At 44.5% G+C, this 21552-nt stretch carries 12 protein-coding genes and 2 pseudogenes; 2 read left to right on the forward strand and 12 right to left on the reverse strand.

The window, feature by feature from the left end; translation table 11 throughout:
* Positions 1–63 precede the first annotated feature (63 nt).
* From MKX35_RS18750 to MKX35_RS18775, 6 genes are read right to left on the reverse strand one after another with little or no spacing between them, the layout of a single operon-like run.
* On the reverse strand, positions 64–957 hold the full coding sequence (locus tag MKX35_RS18750; protein WP_076299831.1) for a glycoside hydrolase family 43 protein: 894 nt from the start codon (positions 955–957) through the stop codon (positions 64–66).
* Positions 958–998: 41 nt separating this feature from the next.
* Positions 999–3047 carry a glycosyl hydrolase family 28 protein gene (locus tag MKX35_RS18755; RefSeq protein WP_081382924.1) on the reverse strand — a complete coding sequence of 683 codons (2049 nt, stop codon included), beginning with the start codon at positions 3045–3047 and terminating at the stop codon, positions 999–1001.
* Positions 3034–4503, reverse strand: a complete 1470-nt coding sequence (locus tag MKX35_RS18760) for a glycosyl hydrolase family 28 protein (protein WP_076299830.1) — start codon at positions 4501–4503, stop codon at positions 3034–3036. Before MKX35_RS18760 ends, MKX35_RS18755 begins: the two co-directional genes overlap by 14 nt.
* An 8-nt stretch (positions 4504–4511) precedes the next feature.
* The gene (locus tag MKX35_RS18765) at positions 4512–5330 is read right to left on the reverse strand and encodes a carbohydrate ABC transporter permease (RefSeq protein ID WP_076299829.1); all 819 of its coding nucleotides are present in this window, start codon (positions 5328–5330) and stop codon (positions 4512–4514) included.
* Positions 5330–6211 (reverse strand): carbohydrate ABC transporter permease, encoded by an 882-nt coding sequence (locus MKX35_RS18770; protein WP_076283699.1) that lies wholly within the window; start codon positions 6209–6211, stop codon positions 5330–5332. Before MKX35_RS18770 ends, MKX35_RS18765 begins: the two co-directional genes overlap by 1 nt.
* Positions 6212–6249: 38 nt before the next feature.
* Complete coding sequence (locus tag MKX35_RS18775; RefSeq protein ID WP_076299828.1) at positions 6250–7599, reverse strand: ABC transporter substrate-binding protein; 1350 nt, start codon at positions 7597–7599, stop codon at positions 6250–6252.
* 217 nt (positions 7600–7816) lie between these two features.
* Between MKX35_RS18775 and MKX35_RS18780 the strand changes: the two genes are divergently transcribed.
* Both MKX35_RS18780 and MKX35_RS18785 read left to right on the forward strand, forming a co-directional pair.
* Positions 7817–9601 carry a cache domain-containing sensor histidine kinase gene (locus tag MKX35_RS18780; RefSeq protein WP_076299827.1) on the forward strand — a complete coding sequence of 595 codons (1785 nt, stop codon included), beginning with the start codon at positions 7817–7819 and terminating at the stop codon, positions 9599–9601.
* Entirely contained in the window at positions 9594–11213 is a 1620-nt protein-coding gene (locus MKX35_RS18785) for a response regulator (protein WP_076299826.1), read from the forward strand. Before MKX35_RS18780 ends, MKX35_RS18785 begins: the two co-directional genes overlap by 8 nt.
* Before the next feature lie 133 nt (positions 11214–11346).
* On the opposite strand, the pseudogene MKX35_RS31920 reads toward MKX35_RS18785, so the two are convergent.
* The 6 genes and pseudogenes from MKX35_RS31920 to MKX35_RS18810 all read right to left on the reverse strand — a co-directional run.
* Positions 11347–11916, reverse strand: a pseudogene (locus MKX35_RS31920) (chitinase N-terminal domain-containing protein); the annotation flags it as partial.
* Between the two features lie 246 nt (positions 11917–12162).
* A pseudogene (locus MKX35_RS18790) lies at positions 12163–15891 on the reverse strand (CBM96 family carbohydrate-binding protein); the annotation flags it as partial.
* 178 nt (positions 15892–16069) lie between these two features.
* On the reverse strand, positions 16070–17803 hold the full coding sequence (locus tag MKX35_RS18795) for a hypothetical protein (protein ID WP_076299824.1): 1734 nt from the start codon (positions 17801–17803) through the stop codon (positions 16070–16072).
* A gap of 89 nt (positions 17804–17892) precedes the next feature.
* Positions 17893–19479, reverse strand: a complete 1587-nt coding sequence (locus tag MKX35_RS18800; protein ID WP_076299823.1) for an extracellular solute-binding protein — start codon at positions 19477–19479, stop codon at positions 17893–17895.
* Between the two features lie 62 nt (positions 19480–19541).
* Complete coding sequence (locus MKX35_RS18805) at positions 19542–20432, reverse strand: carbohydrate ABC transporter permease (protein ID WP_076299822.1); 891 nt, start codon at positions 20430–20432, stop codon at positions 19542–19544.
* Positions 20433–20436: 4 nt separating this feature from the next.
* A complete protein-coding gene (locus tag MKX35_RS18810; protein ID WP_076299821.1) occupies positions 20437–21411 on the reverse strand; it encodes an ABC transporter permease in 975 nt (324 codons plus the stop codon).
* Between the last annotated feature and the right edge of the window lie 141 nt (positions 21412–21552).

Consider the following 21552-nt stretch of genomic DNA (forward strand, 5'->3'; position numbering starts at 1 on the left):
CTGTAACGCAATGGGCATAATGAGGTGTAAGAGTGCCTTTAGCTTACTGGCATCAGGTCTTGCTCATATCCTGTTGACGATACGAACACTATCCCCAATCTCTTCCATTGAAAAAAAACAAGGCCGTTCAAAACTCACTGTATTGGGTTGGTGAATGGTTAGCATTAACTCGTCTTGCCAGGTATAAAACAGCATCCCGTGGCCTCCGTCCTGTGCAAACAGCGGTTGAGGCTCATGAATCCAAGGTCCCTGGATATGACCACTTTGCGATCTAGCAAGCCCGATTGCATATCCTGAGCTTGAGTAGCTTGACCACAGCAGCAGAAGTTTCCCGCTCAGCGTTCGATGTAAGAAAGGTCCATCTGTGACATAGTTTTCACCTGAATGAACAATAACATCCCCTGTATTAGATACGCTCCAGCCTGATTGTGATGCCGTAAACATATACTGCGGCGGTGCTAAGGCATGACGTAAATCGATGGATAACGGCATGCAGCAAATCGCACCATCTGATATTTGAGTCCATTCATGCGAGAAGACTATCCACGGTTGTTGATCTTCGTCGATATGCAAGGTTCCATCCAGACATTCCCAGTCCGGTGGTGTGATCGGTGTTTCACTGATGGGAACGAACGGACCCAAAGGTGTTTGTGTTTTTAGAATTTGAACGCCACGTGGCTTGTTTTCTGCCTTGAAGCTAGCGAGCATGTAATATGCATCCTGGTATAGATGTACCTCTGGTGCCCAGAATTGTTGTTCTGCCCAAAATCCAGGTGGTGGCGTAAACACGGAATACGGTCCTTCCCATTCCTCTAAATCATGACTTCGATAGGCTTGAAATCCTTGAGCCTTCCCAGTCCAAGGATTTGCATCGGTTGTTCCGTAAAGATAATATAGCTGCTCCTCGTCCACACGCAAAATAAACGGATCCCGTATTTGAATTTGTGTCGTATGCATATGATGTTCTCCTTATCTATCGTATTCATATCGCTAGTGGTTCAATCTATGAAAGTAATCTCAGGTGTCCACTTGGTCGAATCGTAGTCGGTTGTTCCGCGCTTATCCACCCGAAATGATATCACATCGCCTTTATTCAAGATCGTAGAGGCCGCTGTTTCATGTCCCATATTGTCATTGTACTCAAGGACTTGCCACTGACCATTGGAAGGCCAAATCATTTGGTTGTTCTTCCAAATGCTTACCGTCACCCCATCTCCACCATTAACGACCGATTTCTTAACGATCCCGTTAATCTCAATCTTCCCTGCACGTGGAGACACCCAATCTAACAGAATCTGCGTTACATCCGGATGAAAATAGAGCTCTCCATCCGCTTTCCATATCGCATCCCAAGCTTTTGGACCGTGCCAATGCATTGAACCATCTAAATTCCATACCATATCCCTTGTACCAACACCTGCCTGCCAAGTTCGATAAAACCAATGGTTCACTCCCTGTTCCATGGAAAACTGTTCAGCCGCATGATGAGTGGAACCATCAGGGAGTATCGGGCCGTCTGTCGTAATTCCATTTGGGTTCTCCGGTGAGTACAACTCCAGATTACGTGCAAATGAATTGACTCTGAAATATGCACTTTGGAAGGCTGATACGAATTGATCGCCTATTTGGATATTTTTAAATGTAATGTTTTCAATAAGGTGTGCTGCATCTCTACCATAAATACGAATCTCGTTCGAACCATCCGACATCGATGTTATATTTTTATAATGAACGTTGCGGATGACTCCAGGCCATTGCCAGTTTCCTGGTAAACTACCGAACCAGAAATCGTCTTCCATTGTAATATTAATGAGACGTTTGGCTTTCTCCACACGGATATCTTCGAACGTGATATTCTGGATCGTAGTCGCATTCAGCGCGCAAATATTGATTGCCGCCCGCTCTGTAAGCTGATCCGGGTAATTGATATCATCAAAATTTCGTAAGATATCGATATTTTTAAATTTGATATTGTCAAAGGTACTTGCTAGTGTTTCCGCCCCGATACCGATGGCATTGTTCGCATCACTCCAGAGCTGAGAATTTTGATAAGTTATATTGTAGGTCGGTGGTGCTGTTGCAGGATCCACAGCCGGATCATAGCCTGCATTACCTGTACCTTTGATCGCTACGCTGTCATCACTTGTATGAATAAAAGCATGGTCAAACAATACATCATGACTGTTTGCGATATTAAAGCCATCCGACGAAGCATAACGCGCATTAATCGCTTTGTAATTAAGCACATCTACTTGTGCGGACTTCCACATAAAAGCCGTCCACGCATTTTGGTCACGTGCTACGATCAGGTCGCGAATTTCTATATTTTTGCTATTTTTCAAAGCAAGTGCGACTTCGTCAAACCCATCACCGCTCACGTAATCGTTCAGCAATATGCCGCGTCCGCGTATCGTTACATTCTCAGAACCCTGCACGAGAAAGCGCCCCCGCACAATAGCACCCCCTGAAATATATACAGTCTGACCTGAAGTGATTTGTACGGGTCCTTGCGCAGACAGATCATAGTATCCAGGTGGGTAATAGATCACATGGCTATCCTGCATCGAAGGGATATTGGTTTCAGGTGAACGAACAAATAAATGAAGTACACGACCGTTATAATCACCATCCAGCAGTAACGTAACGTCGGTGTCAGGATTAACTTGTACAGATACGCTATTACCATTCCGTGTCCCTGAAAGCCCGAGCGAATGTGGAAGTAACTGATAGGAATTAAAAGGAAAATGTACGTTGATATTCACGTTGGTCAAACCCGAAGTATCCAATGCTGCATAGGAGACATTGTTGCCCCACGCGTTTTCTCCAGAAACATATACTGGAACAGATGTATTCCCCGCAGTTATCGTAAAATCAGAAGAAACATATTTTGACGGCAGACCACTTGGTACAGGGTAGGCCGTAACCATAGCATCCTCGGACGCCTGTGCGTAGCCAGCTGGTATGTTTGCGCTAAACAATACAATGAACGACAAAGAAAAAAACAGTACAAAAACAGCTTTAGGTAAATGAAACTTAGAATGAGCCATGATGATCCTTCCTTTCTTTGATGTGTATGTTGTTTACGTATGGATTTGTTTCTAGCCACAGTGTATCTGACGTGTGAGCAATGCCATCAGGTGTGTAGATGTGATCAAATAATATATCCTCTACCCGATGTTCTTCATCATAGCCCCATAACCGAACCGGCGCATTGGACGGTATACGTATATTTCGAAAACAAACCCTTTTGATTTGACCTGCATCGTTGTCAGTTGACCAGCGGTCGCGCATCAAAATGCAGTTCACCACACTGGAATCCTCCTGGTGAATCGTAATATCTTCAAACAGAATATCGGATATGGTACCACTGTCACAAAGTGCGATACACAACGCACCCAACTCATACGCCCAGCGAGCAAAGCTGTGGAATACCGTGCAATGGCGGAATGTCACGTTTCGAATATCACTCTTCGATTCGCCTGCAATGCCAAGTCCTCGTACTTTGTCATTCCACACCTCACAGTACTCTACGACAATATCATCACCACCTAGGATCGGAGCCGGTAACATTGCTTTCACGCAAATCGCATCGTCACCCGTACGAACAAAGCAATGACGAACACGAACATGTTGAGAACTGACGATATCAATGCCATCACTATTCTCGCGATAGCCAAACAAGGAAAGATGTTCGAACAATACATTTTTACAATGGAACGCCTCTACAGTCCAATGCGCAGCTCCAACCAGGATCGGCCCATCTACGATAACGTCTTCACAATCTGTAAAACACATCGTCCGGCGCGCATGCCAATCTAGTGCTGATGTATCAATGATCCCGCGGCCCAGAATACGAATACCTTGTTTGCCTTTAGCGAAGATAAAATCGTTGAAATTCGGCTTGCCAGCCCAATCAACACCCAGGATAGGTACCTCATCATTCTGAGGTGGAACAGCTCTTAATATAGCGCCTCCAGCGATATAAACCGTTTGATGATCACAAAGCTCCAAGTAACTAACCTCATGCACGCCCGGTCCAAAATATAGAACATGAGGTGACGCCAGATCGGGTATGCGGTTTTCAGGTGGCATTACAAAAATCGATAGAGGCGTATGGACCCGTCCGTTCACTTCCACAAGCAAATGACATGCTCCAACGACGGAACAATGAACCTGATTCTCCTCAACACGGTAGGTAACACCTTGTTCTTGTGAAAACACCGTCGCAGAGTGAAGTTTCCCTTGAAAAGTCATGCATAAATCAATGGCAACGTCATCGCCTAGTAGCTCGATGGTACAAAAGCTGTGCGGGCCACCAGACGTGACGGGTACTGCATATACAGGCACCTTTTGACCTTGCACATGAACATCCCAATCCAGAGAAAGTGCTAGACTATCGGTATAGGCATTGTAAGCGTCAGCGCCACGACGCATAAAATCTAAACGATTCTTAATGGGCTTAATTTGTGATGGCACTTCGAAAATGCGAAATGCTGTTTCCATACTCTAACTCATCCTTTCACTGCCCCAGCCGTCATCCCCGAAATAATCTGCTTTTGGGCAAGAAAATAAACGATAACAACGGGAAGCGATATGATAATGACATTCGCGAACACAAGATTCCAATCCGAGCTGTGCACACCGAAAAAATTAAAGATCGTAAGCGTTAATGTGAAATTTTTGGTACTGTTCAAAAAATAGATCGTTGTTCCAAAGTCATTCCAAATCGCCATAAAGGTAATGATAAAAAGCGTGACTGTGATGGGTTGAAGCAACGGAAAAATTATTCTGAAAAACAGCTTTATCGGATCACAACCGTCGAGTATTGCAGATTCATCAATTTCTGCCGGAATACTTTTACAGAAGCCCATATATAGAAAGACGCCCATGGGAATATTCGCTGCAATCAAGACGAGAGCAGCTGCAGTGAACGATGAAATATTTAAGTAGTGACAGATGAAATACGTAGGAATGATCTGCCCTGGGATAAAAAGTCCTAGAATAATGAGTGAAGACATGATCGATGATACCCTATGTTTACGTCGTTGCAACACAAACCCGGTCATTGCACACAAAATGATGATTATAAGAACACTCGGTACGGTGAGGAGCATGCTGTTTTTAAACGCTGTCCCAATTCCGCCCTCTTTGAACATCGTTGTATAGTTTGATATCGCTTGCCATTGCGATGGAAAGTGCAAGTTAATCAGCGCAGCGTCCTCTTTATTCTTAAACGAGTTGATAAGGATCATATAGAATGGAATGATGACGACAAGACTGAACAAAAGTCCGAGTGCTTCGACTCCCCAGTGTCCTTTTTTTCGCTGCATCACATTTCCACCTCCTTGGTGGACAAAAACTTATAAACTGGCAATACAACAAGAAGCACGACGATACACAAGATAATACTTGCTGCAGAACCCTCGCCGTAGCGGCCGCTACCAAATGATTTGTACACGAGTGTACCAAACACTTCGGTTGCCGAACCAGGCCCTCCTTGCGTCACGGACTGTACAATATCGAACGCTTTTAGCCCACCAATTAGATTAACGACCATTGCATTAGTAAAGGCAGGCATTATCAGTGGGAAGGTCACATATTTAAATTTCATCCATGCCGTTGCACCATCAATTTCTGCCGCCTCGTAATAACTTTCAGGTATGGTCTGCAGTCCTGCAAGTAAGATCACCATCGTAAAGCCTGTCCATTTCCATACCTCAATGAACGCGACGGAGAATATAGCGATTTGTGGATTCGTCAGCCAATGTTGTGCGAATACATCCAGCCCAATGGTATCCAAAAAGACATTCATGATACCTCGAGTCGGATGCATGATCGCTGTAAAAATAATACCCACAGCAACACTGCTAAGCACAGCAGGCAAGAAAAACACCGTACGAAGAAAATTGGTTGTTCTAAGTTTGTTATTTAAGAACACAGCCAATAACATACCAAATACGACTTTTAATGCTGTGGTGACAAAGGCAAATATAAATGAATTTTTAATCGCAATATTCAGATAACTGTCCGTAAACACATTGATATAATTCTGCAACCCCGCGAAGGAGGCTGCAGAAAATTCAAAGTTACGTATATTTAAAAAAGAGAATCCAAATCCCATCATGGAAGGCAGTAAAAAAAACAGTCCATAGATCACAAAACATGGGATAACCATCCAGTAAGCATAGATATTTTTGAGTTGTTTTGGCATTAGATCACCCATTTCAAGTATTTCGATATCAGTTACGTTTATTTCCAGTTCGGATCTTGGGCTGCTGTTGCGTTTCTCGTGGTTTCTTCATCCATTGATTGGAGAACTTGATCTACGGTTTTAGAGCCCACGTAATAATCTTGCAGAAACTTGTCGTAAGAGCCGTAACCATAGTTATTTCCTGTTCCTTGCCATAAGGCTATACTCTTACCTTCTTTCATCAGATTCAAGAGATCTTGGTGTCCTGGTGAAAGATTCACTTTTACATTTTTATTAATATAAATACCTGTTTGAGCATCAGCATAAATTTGCTGTCCTTTGGTAGAGCTAATAAAATCAATTACTTTCTTCGCAGTGTCAACATCTTTTGCGCTGGTCGTAATATGAAGGGAGGCTGGCAAAGAAGAGTCCGTGAAATTTTCACTCTCATTATACAAAGGCAATGCAAACGCCCCGATATCCTGTACTGCATCCGGATACTTACTTGAAATTTCATCAATTACCCAAGTTGCATTGACATACATACCAGCATCGCCCTGTGCCAATGCGGTCTGAGCCATATCGTATGTATCCGATAGGTAAGTTTCATTAACATAACCTTTATCTATCATTTCTTTAGACTTTGCTATGGCATCAGCAAAATGTTTATTTTCCGCATAATTACGTTTGTTCGTATTCATTTCACCCCAAAATTGACTATATGATTTTCCACTTTCAAATACTTCTTTATTAAATCCAAAATGTGTGAAGGACTGAAGTGTCCACGCATCCTTACCGGAATAATAAAGAGGTATTTTTTTGATCGTTTTTATCTTTTCAGAAGCAGCTAGAAATTGCTCCCAGTTCGTAGGGATTTCTGTGATACCCGCTTCTTCGAATACTTTTTTGTTGTAAAACACACCTAATAGGTTGGTTGTATCGATTGGCATGCCGTATAGTTTACCGTCGTAGCGATATCCACCTTCTTCAAGTGTAGCAGCGTCATACTCCGATTCACTAGAAAGTGAGCCCATATCCACGATTTTATCCAGTGCGTTTACCTGTGTATCAATCCACTTTGCGCCATAAGTTTGAATTATGTCTGGTAAATCTCCTGTGGCAAACCGTGCTTTGACCACATCTTCGCCTTGAGAGCCTCCTGCTATTTTTTGAATATCCAATTTAAATCCAAGCTCCTGAGAGTTTTCATTGACATAGCTTTCAAGCGCTTTCCATCCATCCTTATACCATTCTGTAAATGTAAGAACGGTAACAGTTTTCACATCATTTGTTGCGTTTGGACTAGGATCCGATGATTTGGATGAATGAGCCCCCTGTTGTCCGCAACCAACCATGGATAGCGCCATGACGGATGTAAGCAGGATCACAAACATTTTTTTGGATTTCATTTTGTAACCTCCCTTATGTAATGTACTTTCATCTTATCAGCATCTGTCATGCGAGGAATTGTTCTTTTTTAAACTGAACTGTCCTTTTTTAACTGATTTTCACGTTCTGCTCTACCATCAGGGATTATGCATTGACTTCTTGAAAGATGGAGTGATAAGTTCGGAATACGAAGTTCAATCATCACATCATTCGCTTCAAGAAAGGGAGATACAGCCCGTGCATAAACTTCTACGACATACCTTACATAGCCTGCAATTTAAGATAATAGGTGTAACATTGACGCTGTTTTGTATATTTACGACGGCTACGACTTATTATTGGTACGATAGCTTGACCAAACAGGCCACGACCACATCTGTAAATAACTTGTATGCCATGCTGCAAATATCCAACAACAATTTTGAAACCGCTCTCAAGGATATTGACCGCGTGACAGCACTCATTTCCAGTAATTTTGGGAACAACCTGAATAGTCGGATTTTTAATTATTTGAAGTATAAGAATGTTGGGGATGCTACCTTGTTGCAATACCGTCGCGAAGCTGAAGACTATATGATTAGCTTGTGTAATTTTAAATCTTACCTTAATGGGATGGCGGTGTATGATCTGGAAGGCAATAGCTTGTCCTATGGACCCACCATGAATGGAAAGGAAGTTTTGAAGCAAGTTTGGTACGAAGAGTTGAAGGCATCAGATACTGCAGTGAAGTTTATACCGCCTCATTTCTATAGTTCATATCGTAGGCAGGACTCTGATCTTGTATTTTCAATTGCACGCCCAATCAAGTACCATGGAGAGTTGATAGGTCTTGTGATCGCCGATATTAAGATATCCATGCTTAACGACATGTTTGGTATTGATAATATCAATGATTATGCGGTGTTCGTAATGGATGAGGAAACCGGTACGCCTATCTTTCCTGCTGGGTCCGATGCCCACAAGCTCAATGATACGGAAATGAGCTCACTAACAGACAAAGCGTCTGTAAGTGACGGACGGTTTGTCACTATGTTACGTGGAGAAAATAGTCTTGCCGTTTCACAGAAAATGTTCCTAACAGGATGGAGAATCATTGGTTTCGTCCCATTTAACGGAATACTAGCTGATTTTCTCAATACACGCAGTCAAGTCGTTATCATTGCCTTACTGTGTGGCGTAATGTTTATATTATTGGTTTCATTGTTTACATTTTTTCTGTCCCGTAATTTACGTAAGCTTTCTCGTGCAGTCACAACAATTGACCATGAGAATCTAAATCTCGACGTAGATATCCGTTCAAAGGACGAAGTTGGGCAGCTCTACCAGCAAATCCGTATTATGATTATGCGTATTCGCGAATTAATCACAGGTATACATAATAGTGAGCAAGAGAAAAGAAAATCAGAAATGCGCGCCCTGCAAGCACAGATCAACCCGCATTTTCTGTACAATACTTTAAACACGATTAAATATCTCGCTACGCTGCGTGGCGCACAAAATATTGAGAATGTATCCATTGCACTTTCCGATATGCTACATGTGAATTTGAGCAACGATCGTTTTATTACGGTTAAAGAGGAAATTCATTATTTACAGCAATATCTTGAAATCCAAGAATATCGTTACAGTGGAAAATTCACATGTTATTTTTCGGTGAGTGAAGATGTTCATGATAAGATGGTTCCTAAGCTCTTACTACAACCAATTGTGGAAAATGCTTTACTCCATGGTCTTGTGCCACAAAATGAAGTTGGAATTCTTCAAATACGTGTATTCACTGAGGACGATTTGTTACGAATACGTATTAAAGATAATGGGAAAGGGATGACAGAGGACGATCTCACCGCGTTACTCGCTTTCACAGCTTCAAACACAACTCATATCGGACTTGCCAACGTCCGTGCCAGGCTTCACCTACTCTTTGGAGAACTTAGCAGCTTTACCATGTGGAGTGAGCCTAATCTATATACAACCGTTGAAATTGGAATTCCAATGATCACAAAGGGGGTGCAATATGATTAAAGTGATGATTGTGGAAGACGATGTCCTTGTACGCAACAATCTCAAATACATGCTCAGTACGGAGCTGGTGAGTGCGGTAGGCAGTGCTGAATACATATTATGTGGTGAAGCATGTGACGGCCAAGAAGCTCTCGATAAAATCTCGAAGTGTTCGCCTGATATCATACTCTCAGACATGAAAATGCCGAATATCGATGGGCTTGCCTTGTGTGAGAGACTACATATCGAGCATCCTCATATTCAATTTATTGCGCTTAGTAACTACGATGACTTTAACTATGTGTATGGTACACTGCAAAATGGAGCCGTCGATTACATTCTCAAACATAAAATATCAGCTGTCACGTTGAAGGAAGCGTTGAATAAGGCAAGTCGTTCGCTGACACAGAGCCCCAAACAACCTGACCACATGCTTGACACCAACAATATCAATGCGTTGAAACAAGAGTTTCTTATTCAGTTGCTGACATGTTTTTATATCGATGATGATGAGATCGCCGCACATATCCAAACCCTTAAGCTCAATTTAGATCTCTCTCAAGTGTTAGTTATGATCATGTGCATCGACGACTACCAATCCATGGATCTGAAAAAAACTACACTGTTGCGTTTTTCTGTTAACAATATTATTTCCGAAATTCTTGAAGATCAGCAGAACGGAGCGGTATGCCCTATTGTCAATGAAAAGTATGCTGTTTTTCTCTCATTCGCGAATATCGTTAGCCAAAAAAAGATTCAGGATATTATACAGAATACGATGACACGAATCTCATCTTGCATGAAGAACTTTCTGAATCTTTCGGTCAGCTTCAGCATCGGCAACATATGCAGTCACATCCAGCAACTTCCGCAAAGTTATCAGCAAGCCGAGAAAAAGCTGAAAACCAAGTTTTATTACGAGGCTGGAGCTGTATTCACTAGCTCGGATGAACAGCAAGATGCGGCGATGCTGAACTACTTTGACATCCAGAAAGAATCAACGCTCACTCATCTGATTTCTATTCAGGACCGTGAAGGAATCTGCACCATGCTATCTCATTTATTCAGCGAAATTCGAGCAAATAAACCACCGCTTGCGATTGCACAAATGGTCTTCACCGATTTACTCAGTCTTATTAACAAGATTTGCAAAAATCATTCGATCGATCTACGTGAGGTTTATGCAGACCCAATCTTGCCTGATAAGCATCTGAGTGATTTTTCATCTCTGTCATCCGTACAGGAATGGCTATTATCGCTATTCGACAAGCTCTGCGATGCGCTTGCGATGCATGAAGCATTGCCAACCTCAATCTATGTAAAAGAAGCACTAGCGTTTATCCATGTGCATTATACAGAAGATATTTCACTAAGCCTGATCGCTGACAAAATAAATATTAGCAACGTTTATTTGAGTAAGCTTTTCAAACAAGAGATTGGTATTGGCTTTGCTGAGTATTTGATAAAATACCGATTAAAGCTAGCACAGACACTCTTGGATCAGCATAGGCTCTCAATTCACGAAATTGCCACGGCAAGCGGGTTCAAAGATTATATCTATTTTTTAAAAACATTTAAAAAGCACGTTGGTGTCACGCCGACTGAATATATAAAAAAAACCTGCAACATTTGATCGATGATTATCAAACTCAAAAATAAACTAAAACGCAGTCACAGCAGCTGCGGCAGAAGCCCGAATGCTCAACATGTTGAAGACGCCAATACCACGTGATGTATTGGCGTCTTTGTGATTTAGCGGCTAAGGATTATTGCACGTGTACGGTGATCGTATTACTCGATGTCACGCCAGCTTCGTTCACAAGCTCGCATCGATATTCATACATGCCCGCCGGTAGATCACGGATCTCCGTTACTGCCGATTGCGCTTGAGGTGTCTTATTGGTGAGCGTCTGGGTATCGATGAGCACGCCGTTCTCATAAAGCCGGTACGACGACCCATTTGTTCCCCACCACATGTTCATGCTCACTTTGAAGGTTCCATCCCCATTCCAGTTATCATGTGAGAGAACTGGTTGGCCTGGATCAGCATCGGTCACGCGCACAGTTAGTATGTTGCTTCGCGTGGTACCGAATGCATTTGTCAGTTCAGCGATATAGCGGTACGTACCGTTTGCCTTGTACGTCACGGAGGTGACTGTGGATTGGGCTTGAGGTGATGCGTCTTTGAGTGTTTGTGTATCGATGAGTGCATCATTCTCATATAATTTGTAAGTTGTACCGTTGTTTCCCCACCACATGTTCATCTTTACGTCATAAGTTCCGTCCATTAAGCCTGTATTATGGCCGTTATTGCTTGATAGTTCGGGTTTACCGGGACCCCCAGAAGCATTCGCCACGATGTTGCTTACCTCCGCTTTCGCCGTACCCGTGTTCCCTGCTGCATCAACGAATTCGAATGTGAAGATGCCATTCTCCTTAAACGTATAGCTATCTGCTCCCTCATTGTTCGTTATCGTAACCGGCTCACTTGCCGTCATTGTAGCGATGACCTCTTGTTTGGTCGGTTCCGTAGTGCTGTATACAATTGATGCCGTTGGTGTAGTCTTGTCTATGCGGAAGGTGATTTTCTGGTTTGCCTCCACATTTCCTGCTCGATCCATCGATCGATACAGTAGGGTATACATACCGTCTTGTTCAAAAGTCAGAGGAATCGTGTACGGCAGCCATATTTTCCCGCCATCTAAACTGTATACCACGGATGCTACATCGGACTTGTCATCGGTTGCGCTCAGTGTCGCTTGTACGCTGCTCATATACCAACCGTTACGTTCCGTCCCTTCGAGTGAAGCGATCGTCGTCGGAGGGGTCATGTCAGTAACAATCCACTGCATGGAACGAAACTTGGAAGATAACTTCCCGTCGCCGATTCCTCCTCCCCATTCAATGAACCCTTTTCTGCCGGATCCGTCATTGTCATTAACAAGCAACGAGAAGCTGATGTTCCCGTTCTTCTCCGGCTTAATCGGTGCGACTTCCGACCAAGGGAGAGATAGTTCGTAGATCGTATTCTGCTCTTGATCTCTTGTAATAGCTAGCTGACCATTGGTGATGGGTCCTTTAATCACGCCCGGAGGGGCATTCCAACTGTATATTTGTGGACCATCAGGTGTTTGAGAAATTCCGATTTCGTACCAATACGGTTCTTCACCCGGAAGGCCATTCGCAATGGCAAACTGAATGCTGTCGTTGTTCCAAATATCGGCACCCAGGAAAGAAGAATAATGCACATTGTCCTTTACTTTCGCAGATAGATAGAGTTGGTTTGTATCGTAACTGATCCAGACATTTCCGCTTAAATCTCCTGCACCTTGATAGCCTGTCATTTTGACCGTACCCTTCGACAGATCGATCGGAGATGCGCTGGCTGCCGTGTCCGGATCCAGCACTCCATCTACTGCAACAGACCTAAGGGGCACAGGATTAAATTCGGCAGATCCCGTGTAGGTATACGGATCAAAACCATCGACATTAACTGTCACTTTAATTGTACTACTAACACCAAGGCTAATGGCAGATAGGGGGAATTTCACGGAGGTAGATGCATCAGCTGGAATCGAAACATTCAGAACCTCCGATCCGGATTGGGTTCCGAATCTCCATTCCACTTTATTAATCTGAATCGGCTTGGTTGTGGATTCGTTCTTAATTGTAACCATAAGTGCTTTGCTGCTATCCGATTCATTAAGAGTAGGTCGTACCTGAACGTTATACGATGGAAGTGTCGATGCCGAACTTCTCAACAGGCCGACTCTCTCGCTCCCATTCATCAATACGCCTGTAATAAGACGAGTACCCGGTTCGTTACCACTCGGCACGCTGATTGTTTCCGTCGTTTTCTGACCGCTAGGTGTAGACACCGAATAGTGCTGTCCTTCTACAACTAGATTGAAATCAAAGTCATCGGACATCTTGTTATCCGTCTCAAGGGCGAGTGACATCGAATCACCTACGTGTGATGACTTACTTGTTAACGTAAATGTGGAATCCTTCTCAATACCTCTAACTTCTCCTGCCACAAAAAAGGGTTCATTGCTTAATGTCACAAATACGTTGCCATTATACGGCGTGTATGTGTGCGTATTTCCCATCATATCCGTGATCTGAATCGGACTCGGCGTACGTATGACGACTGGCGTCGATGTGCTTGTTGTCCATAAGACACGAACCGGTTCACCATTTTTATCGAACGTATAGCTTCGAATATCTTCTTCCGTGACATCCCGCGCAACGAACTGTACGTTGTTCAGTATCCTTGTCATAGTCGCAAAACTCGTATAGGCGGGCTTTGGCGTAAGGCTCCCTAACGGATCGTTCGGATTTCGCAAAAGGCCGAAGTTATCTTCATTAATATTTTGGATCCCGTCATTGATCAGGTCGTACCATACAACCTGATCCACACCATTCGCGATTGCAACGACATAAGCGCGAAGCAAATAATTGGCTTGGGTCTTCTCATCCACGCCGCGGGCATCAAGCTGGGTTGGCCATCCGGTCTCATTAATCCAGATCGGCTTCAGATTTCCGTTGTTGTACTTCAGAATCAAATTTTTCAAATCAGCAATCTGGGTTTCATACCCTTCCGGCGCACCGGGATATAGATAGGGATGAATCGAGAACCCATCCATATATGACATGCCGCCCAGCTTAAGCACATCTTCAATCCATTTGAGATTACCCACTGTCGATGTGCCAAGAACAGGCAGTTCAGGGTACATAGGTTTGATCGTCTCATACGTTTTCTTCAAGAGTGGATAATAGAATTCTGGTTTGGAATCGGCTGGCCCATTGCCGCGATCTCCGAAGCTGCCATAAAATTCGTTGTATACTTCAACGGCATCCATCTGGCCTTGGTAATGATCGACGTAAGCCTTCATATAATTGGCGAATCCTGTCCGCCCGGCATCTGTATAAGGGGTACTGTTATTGTCGTAATTGGGGTTAGTGTATCCGGATACATAAAGGAAATCAAAATCGTCTGAATCTAGCATATTCATGTAATAGTCCGGCTGAGGGGTAAAGGTGTAGTTCCCCTGCTGTCGCTCGATGCCAGGCCACTCATAGCCGCCCCGCACCATGCGGATGCCGGCATCCTTCATCAGCTTCACGATATCAGGAGTCATGGCCTGTGGAAAACGATGCAAATGAGTCGATACTCCGAACGGAGCATGTTCATTTCCCGTTGCATCACGAGTGGCAAGTACAGTGAATGGTGTTTTAATTAATACAGGATCGCTCCCTGCAAGATCGGCTCTGACATGCAGTGTGAAATATCCATACGTGGAATGTGGAACAGTCCATATGGCTTCGTTATGAACCGTTGGTGCCACGCCTTCCGATACAAATGCTCCTTGATAATCGTAAACAGACCATGCGACAGATGGCCTCGCCGTTCGGACTTTGAACTGAATCGGCTCACTGTTCGTATAGACATTCCCTGGACGGGTCTGGATCAGCTTCGTCGTTGGTGTCGCTGCTGTAACATACGGACCATCATTGCTCCATTGATTCTGGGCGTTTCCGGCTTCCACTTTGAACGTATAATTCTGACCTAGCTGCAATCCCGATACGGTGTAAGAAGTCGTTGTTCCATTCACCGTCCCTAAGATGCTGCCATTTCGATACACCGTATAACCGGTCACGCCAACTGGGTCGGTTGCTGTGGACCATTCGAGCTGTAGACCAGACTCCGTTATATTGGTGACGCTCAGTGCTCCACCACCTTGCCAACTCGGTGCATTTGCATTCGTCCTATTGGAAGAAATGTCCAGGTAGGGCTGGTTGACGATGTTCTCCCTGCTGTTGATAGAGACCGAATGGCCTTGCGCCGCCTGCTGTATCAATGCTAGGCTTGCTATACCGTCTGCAGCCTTTTGCTGTTTGACAAAGGCCGTTACATCCCATTCTTGCCAGCTTGCCGTCTTACCGACATTAGCGGAGGACAAATAATGATTGATGTCAGGTTTATTGTTCCAGGTCACTGACTGCTCTTCCCAGGTGTCGTCCTCCATGCCATACGCTTGAACGCCGATCGTCGAATTCTCTGTATCGATTGCATATACCTTTATTTTGGCCGTGCCAATCTCTCCGGTAATGGAGCTAAGATCGAATTTTAAATACGTTTGCCGATTTAAATTAATATCCGCGTTATAATTTTTGACAATGAGCTGATTAGAGGTCCCATAATTTTTACTCGCATTCCCTCCAGCATTGACATAGGTATCTTCGAGCGGATTCAACTGGACAACCGTGGGAGCAGTATTAGCAGAGGCGATAGAAGACGTTACGAACATCGGTGCAGGCCATGGCAGTACAAGACTATGAAGCAAGGCTAACGACAATGCTAATCCCAAGATACGATTGGAGGCTTTCGTTGAGCTCTTATTGAACACCCTTCTCACCTCAATTATTTATTGTTAATCTACTTGATTTCACGTTCACAAACTTCAGAACTTACGTCCTCCTTATTTGTTAATTATGAAATAATACGACCCGTTCGGATGGCTTCTTCGCTAGCTTCAATGTTAGTGATTGGTCAGGCGACTCCAACGATGTTTGAACTTCATGTTCCGAGATAGAGAGCGACGACCTTCTGTCGGAATCCTCGTCCGGTCCGCAAAGCGTCAATGCAAACATGAACAACGCTTCGTTCATCGCATGGAAGTCAATCATCGAAGGTTCTCCTTTGTAGAGGACGTAATCCAAGCTAACAACCGGACCCTCTTCGACCAATTCCCAATGAAACGCACTGAATTCATCCATCGCGCCATATAAAGCCTTGACCGATAACGTCATCTCTCCAAGATACGTTTGGAATGCATCTTTGCCGATCTGTTTCCATGCAGGTACATCACCAGTACTGCCAATTTCAAGCCGGATTCGCAGATCTGACGCCGTCATTCGACCGTGGATAGGATCCAAATTCACATGTGTATCTCCGCCGTCCAGAGCGAATTGGATGCCATATAGTACGGAAGCTTGCTCCTGTACACTTGTATACACCGCCGAACAGAAGTCGTAACCGTCATGCAGCACCCGAAGCTGGATATAACTTCGCCCCTGATTTCCGGTGTGAACGTAACCCAGCAGATTTCGGCACTGCTTCCACATCACATTATGATTGAACGTGCCAAGCGTGAACTCAGAAGTCATGTACGTATAAGCCTTCCGCGTCCGGAACTCGTGATAAGAAGGCAAATCCTGCCTCAGTTCCCGCTCAACAATACTGGTGAACAGTCCATACAGCCGCTCCGGACAGACGATGCCTTGCGCATACCATTCCAGTCCATATACGAATTCGTCATTGCTTACAAATGACACGTCACCTTTACAGGCCATCTGAAGGAATGAGAGATGCGAATTACTTAGGAATGTCTGGTATGAACGGGCGTGGGGTCCGGACCATTGCTTCAGCAGCGGGTGGAAATGCTCGGCAACCATCAGCCAGGTCGCCTCTAACATCTCGTTCGCCAACCGCTTGGCCTCTGCTGTATTCGAATACATCACAAGTGCGGATAGTTCCAGAATGGCTACCGTACTGTACGCCGGGCTATTATATTCGAGGAATGCGCCGGTCTGCATAGAATAATCGTATAGGCGCGTGAGTCGTTCCAAGCCATACTCGAAATAAGTGCGGTTCTTTAAGCGTTCGCCTGCAATCAATGTAACGAATGCCCCCATAATCGCAATATTCGTGTAATCAGGTCCGACATTTCTTTTGATGATGGCTTCGCAGCTATGGGAGATCGCCTGGCTTGTTAATTGCTCAAGATCGCCCGGAAGTCGGTTGCTATGACGTATCAACACTTGCAGTAGTCGCCTCCCGATGAAATCAGCCCAGTTCCAATCCGGCGGTGACATCATGGACAGAGGCTCCTCAAAGTACCATGACCATATTCCGAAGGTAGGCGAATCCAGCTGCTGATCCTGAAGGGATAGAATCGTTCGCAGTATTTCGAACGCCCGATCTTTATAAGCATCTTCATGGCAATCCAGAATGGCCAGGGCATAATCCAGAGACTCCCGGATGGGGTGAACATTTTCTACATTTCTAAGCTTCGTATGATACCCTGGACTCGTAAACGGTGTGCGAAGCAACTTGATCTCATCATTGTAATTCACATGTTTGGGTTCCAATGCTTTCTTGAGGAAGGGAAGCCACTGGGTTTCCTCTTCGTGTATTCTGCTGAATTTCGTGCTCGACATGTTTTTCCTCCTTAGCTTTACCTGGTTACGGTATACTTCTGATCCTTTAGGCAATCAGAAGTATACCTACCGAGTGTTTCAACAGCGTTCTAATTCAGATTATCTTTGTTTGCCTCATACCACGCTTGCGCGAGCCTCTCCACATTGTCGCCGCCAAGACGCTTCCATTCTTTCTGTAACTCGTTCAGACCTTGTGCAGGCGTCATCGAGTTTCCGCCGGTCACAACCTTCGCTTCAATCTGTTGTGCGATCGGATTAAATGTCGCGATTAATTGGGTCAATTCCGGGAAATCAGGATTAAAAGGGATATCTCTGCGGTATTTATTTTTCATGACCAGTTCAAGCGACTTACCCTTCTCTTTGGCATAATTTTGTGACTGCTCATCCTTGGCCGCCATAGCGAGGAACGTCTCTGGACGTAACACATTATCGAGCATGATCGCATATTCAGAAGCATAGGCAACTTCATTCTTGAATTTATCCGGGTCGGTTTTCTGCCGGACGCCGTCGACTATGTTAAAGTGGACGCCTTCTTCGCCATACCTGAGCGGTTCCCAACCATCCTGCAGCATCCAATCGATAAATTGAATTGCTGATTTAATCTGATCTTCATTCATTTTGCTATTGAACGCGGTGAATACGCTCGGCGGTGCCTCTTGATACAATCCGTTTTTGCCATATTTGCTGCTGATCGACTCCAATGGAACTAGCTTTGCTGTGGGATCATTTTTTATTAAGTTATTATTCAACTCTTCGATATCCCAGTTGGCAAGGTAGATGCCAGCTTTGCCTGTCGTCAGCAGTTGACCTGAGCGCTGGAAATTCGTATCCGTGATATATTCCTTGTCGATTAATCCTTCGTCGAAGAGCTGCTTCTGGAAGGTTAACGTATCCACATACCGATCTAGCGTTCTGCCGAATTGCAGTTTGTCATCCTCGACGTACCATTGGTTCTCGCTTGTAAAAAAGAAAGCTTGATCAATCGAGTTGGAACTCACGCTTAATGCGATCGGTACGGTGTCTGCTTGACCATTGCCATCCGGATCCCCCTCCTTGAACTTTCGGGCAACATCGATGAACTCTTCCACGTTTGTCGGCGCTTTCAGTCCAAGCTTATCCAACCAGTCTTGACGTATCCACATCCCGTGGTTGGCAAGCGTTTCCCGTGCGAACGACACCGCATAAATTTTTCCGTTAAAATTCAAGTAGGGCAGTAGCTCAGGATGCTTCTCTAGATACGCTTTGTACGTCGTACTATATTTGTCGATATAATCGCCAATCGGTTGGATTGCGCCTTGATTTGCCAACTGACTGATGTAATTCCGATCGTATTCCCAGATTAGATCAGGTGCTTCCCCAGCGGCGATGAGTGCGTTCAACTTCGGCTGTGCTTGATTCCGCGCAATAGGAACCCATTTCACATGGACGGGTGATTTCTCATTGATCCACTTCGTCCAGCGATTATTCTCATACGTCCCTTCCTCTGTCGGCACTTTCCCACGATCAAACATCGAAATGCTGATTTCTTTCTTGTTTTCCTCATTTACTGTGGTAGCTGTGCCCGATGAATTAACCGGTTTCTCTGATACAGTTTTGTTCGAGCTGCATGCGGCCAACATCGTCACGGACATCGTGATCACCATCATAGTCATCATGGCTTGTTTCAGCTTCTTCATCGTTTCATCCCCTTTTTCCTATTGAACTATATCAAGAGCCTTCAGCCCTGTGATATCAGTCGTCAACCCTTGACCGACCCAATAAGTACACCTTTAACGAAATGCTTTTGTAGGAATGGATACATACATAAGATCGGCGTGACAACGATGACGACGGCAGCCGCCTTCAGCGCCTCTGGTGTCAGGAGTACCTGCTCCAACGCCTCATTTCCCCCCATGTTGTTCAATAAGTTACTGTCCACCAGACTAATCATCTGATATAGCTTGACCATAACGGTCAGCTTCGTTGATTCTGTGATATACAGCATCACGTTGAAATAACTGTTCCACCAGCTGACAGCGTAGAACAGAGACAACGCCGCCAAGATCGGCTTGCACAGCGGCAAATAGATTTGTAAAAGGATCCGCCAGTCGCCCGCGCCATCGATGGATGCCGACTCCTCAATTTCCTCCGGCAAGCCTTCCATAAACGTCTTCATCACGAACATGTTATACGTACTGATCAAGCCTGGAAGCCATACCGACCAATATGAATTCATAAGCCCAAGCGACTTAATCAAAATAAAGTTTGGAATCAACCCAGCGACAAAGAGCATTGAAATTGTAATGAACATCAGCAATACGCTTCTTCCCACCAATCTCTTCCTTGAGAGCGGGTATGCTGCCATAATTGTCATTACTACGTTTAATATTGTTCCGATAATCGTAACGACGACGGTATTTCCCATCGCTTTGATGAGCTGTCCATCATCGAATAGCCGACCATAAGCAACGGTATTGAATTCAATTGGCCACAAGAACACTTCACCGGACGTAATTGCCCTGCTGCTGCTGAAAGAAGCCACGATTTCGTACCAGAAGGGGAATAAGGTTAACAACGAAATAACACCTAGGATTGCGTAAGCGCTTACCATTGCGAGTTTATTTAAGAGTCTTTTTTCGGTTCGTATCATTGGATCACCACAACCCCCGTTCCCCGAAAAGTCGGATCAGTCGATTGACGCTGAGAATAAGAATGACACCAATGATGGATTGAAACAAACCGATGGCCGTCGTGTAGCTGTAGTTCATGTTCTGAAGCCCTACCCTATACACATAAGTACTAATGACATCGGCCACATCCAGTACGGAATTATTCTGGAGGACAAGGGTCTGCTCCAATCCGACATCCATCATTTGTCCCATTCGGAGAACGAGCAAAATGGCTATAGTACCGCGAATGCCGGGCAATGTGATATGCCAGATTTGCCGCAGTTTGGCGGCGCCGTCGATTTTAGCTGCTTCATAGAGTTGAGGATCAATCGAAGCCATGGCCGCCAGATAAAGAATGGTTCCCCAACCAGCTTCTCGCCAAATCCCTGCAAGGGTATAGGCAATAGGCCACCAGAACGAATCTGCCATAAAATAGATGCTTTCCCCGCCGGTTATTTTCTTCAATAGAAGATTCACGATTCCCGTACTCGGCGATAACGCAGCAATAACAATGCTCCCTAGCACTGCCCACGACATAAAGTGGGGAATGTACAGCATATTTTGCACGATCCGCTTATACCAGTTACGACGTACTTCATTTAATAAGAGAGCTAGTAGTATCGGAACAGGAAAGCCGAACACCAGACTATACAAGTTAAGAACAAGCGTGTTTCTTAGAATCCTCCAAAAATCTGAGCTTGCGAATATCATTTGAAAATGTTTGAATCCAACCCAAGCGCTGCCGAATACACCGTCCGAGAATCTGTAATCTTTAAAAGCAATGACCTCTCCGACAATCGGCACGTATTTAAATAGAAAATAAAATCCGATGACAGGCACAAGCATTAGATATAAATGTTTGTCCTGCAGCATTCTACTCCAGATCGACCGCCTGTGTGTTCCGCTTCGTACTACATGCGATCCGGCCTGCGATTTCGCTGTCGCTAACCTCCCCTTCATATGTTCTCATCCTTTCACATCATCTCGCCTCACCCTTTCGCATGAAGACATGCGACTGATGAGTGCTACGATTCAAATTGTAGGATAAGAAGCCTTAACCCGGAAAGAGACGCCTTATGCTATGAGTGACTTTTCTTACAA

Source organism: Paenibacillus sp. FSL R5-0923, assembly GCF_038009145.1.
Classification (GTDB): domain Bacteria; phylum Bacillota; class Bacilli; order Paenibacillales; family Paenibacillaceae; genus Paenibacillus_AQ.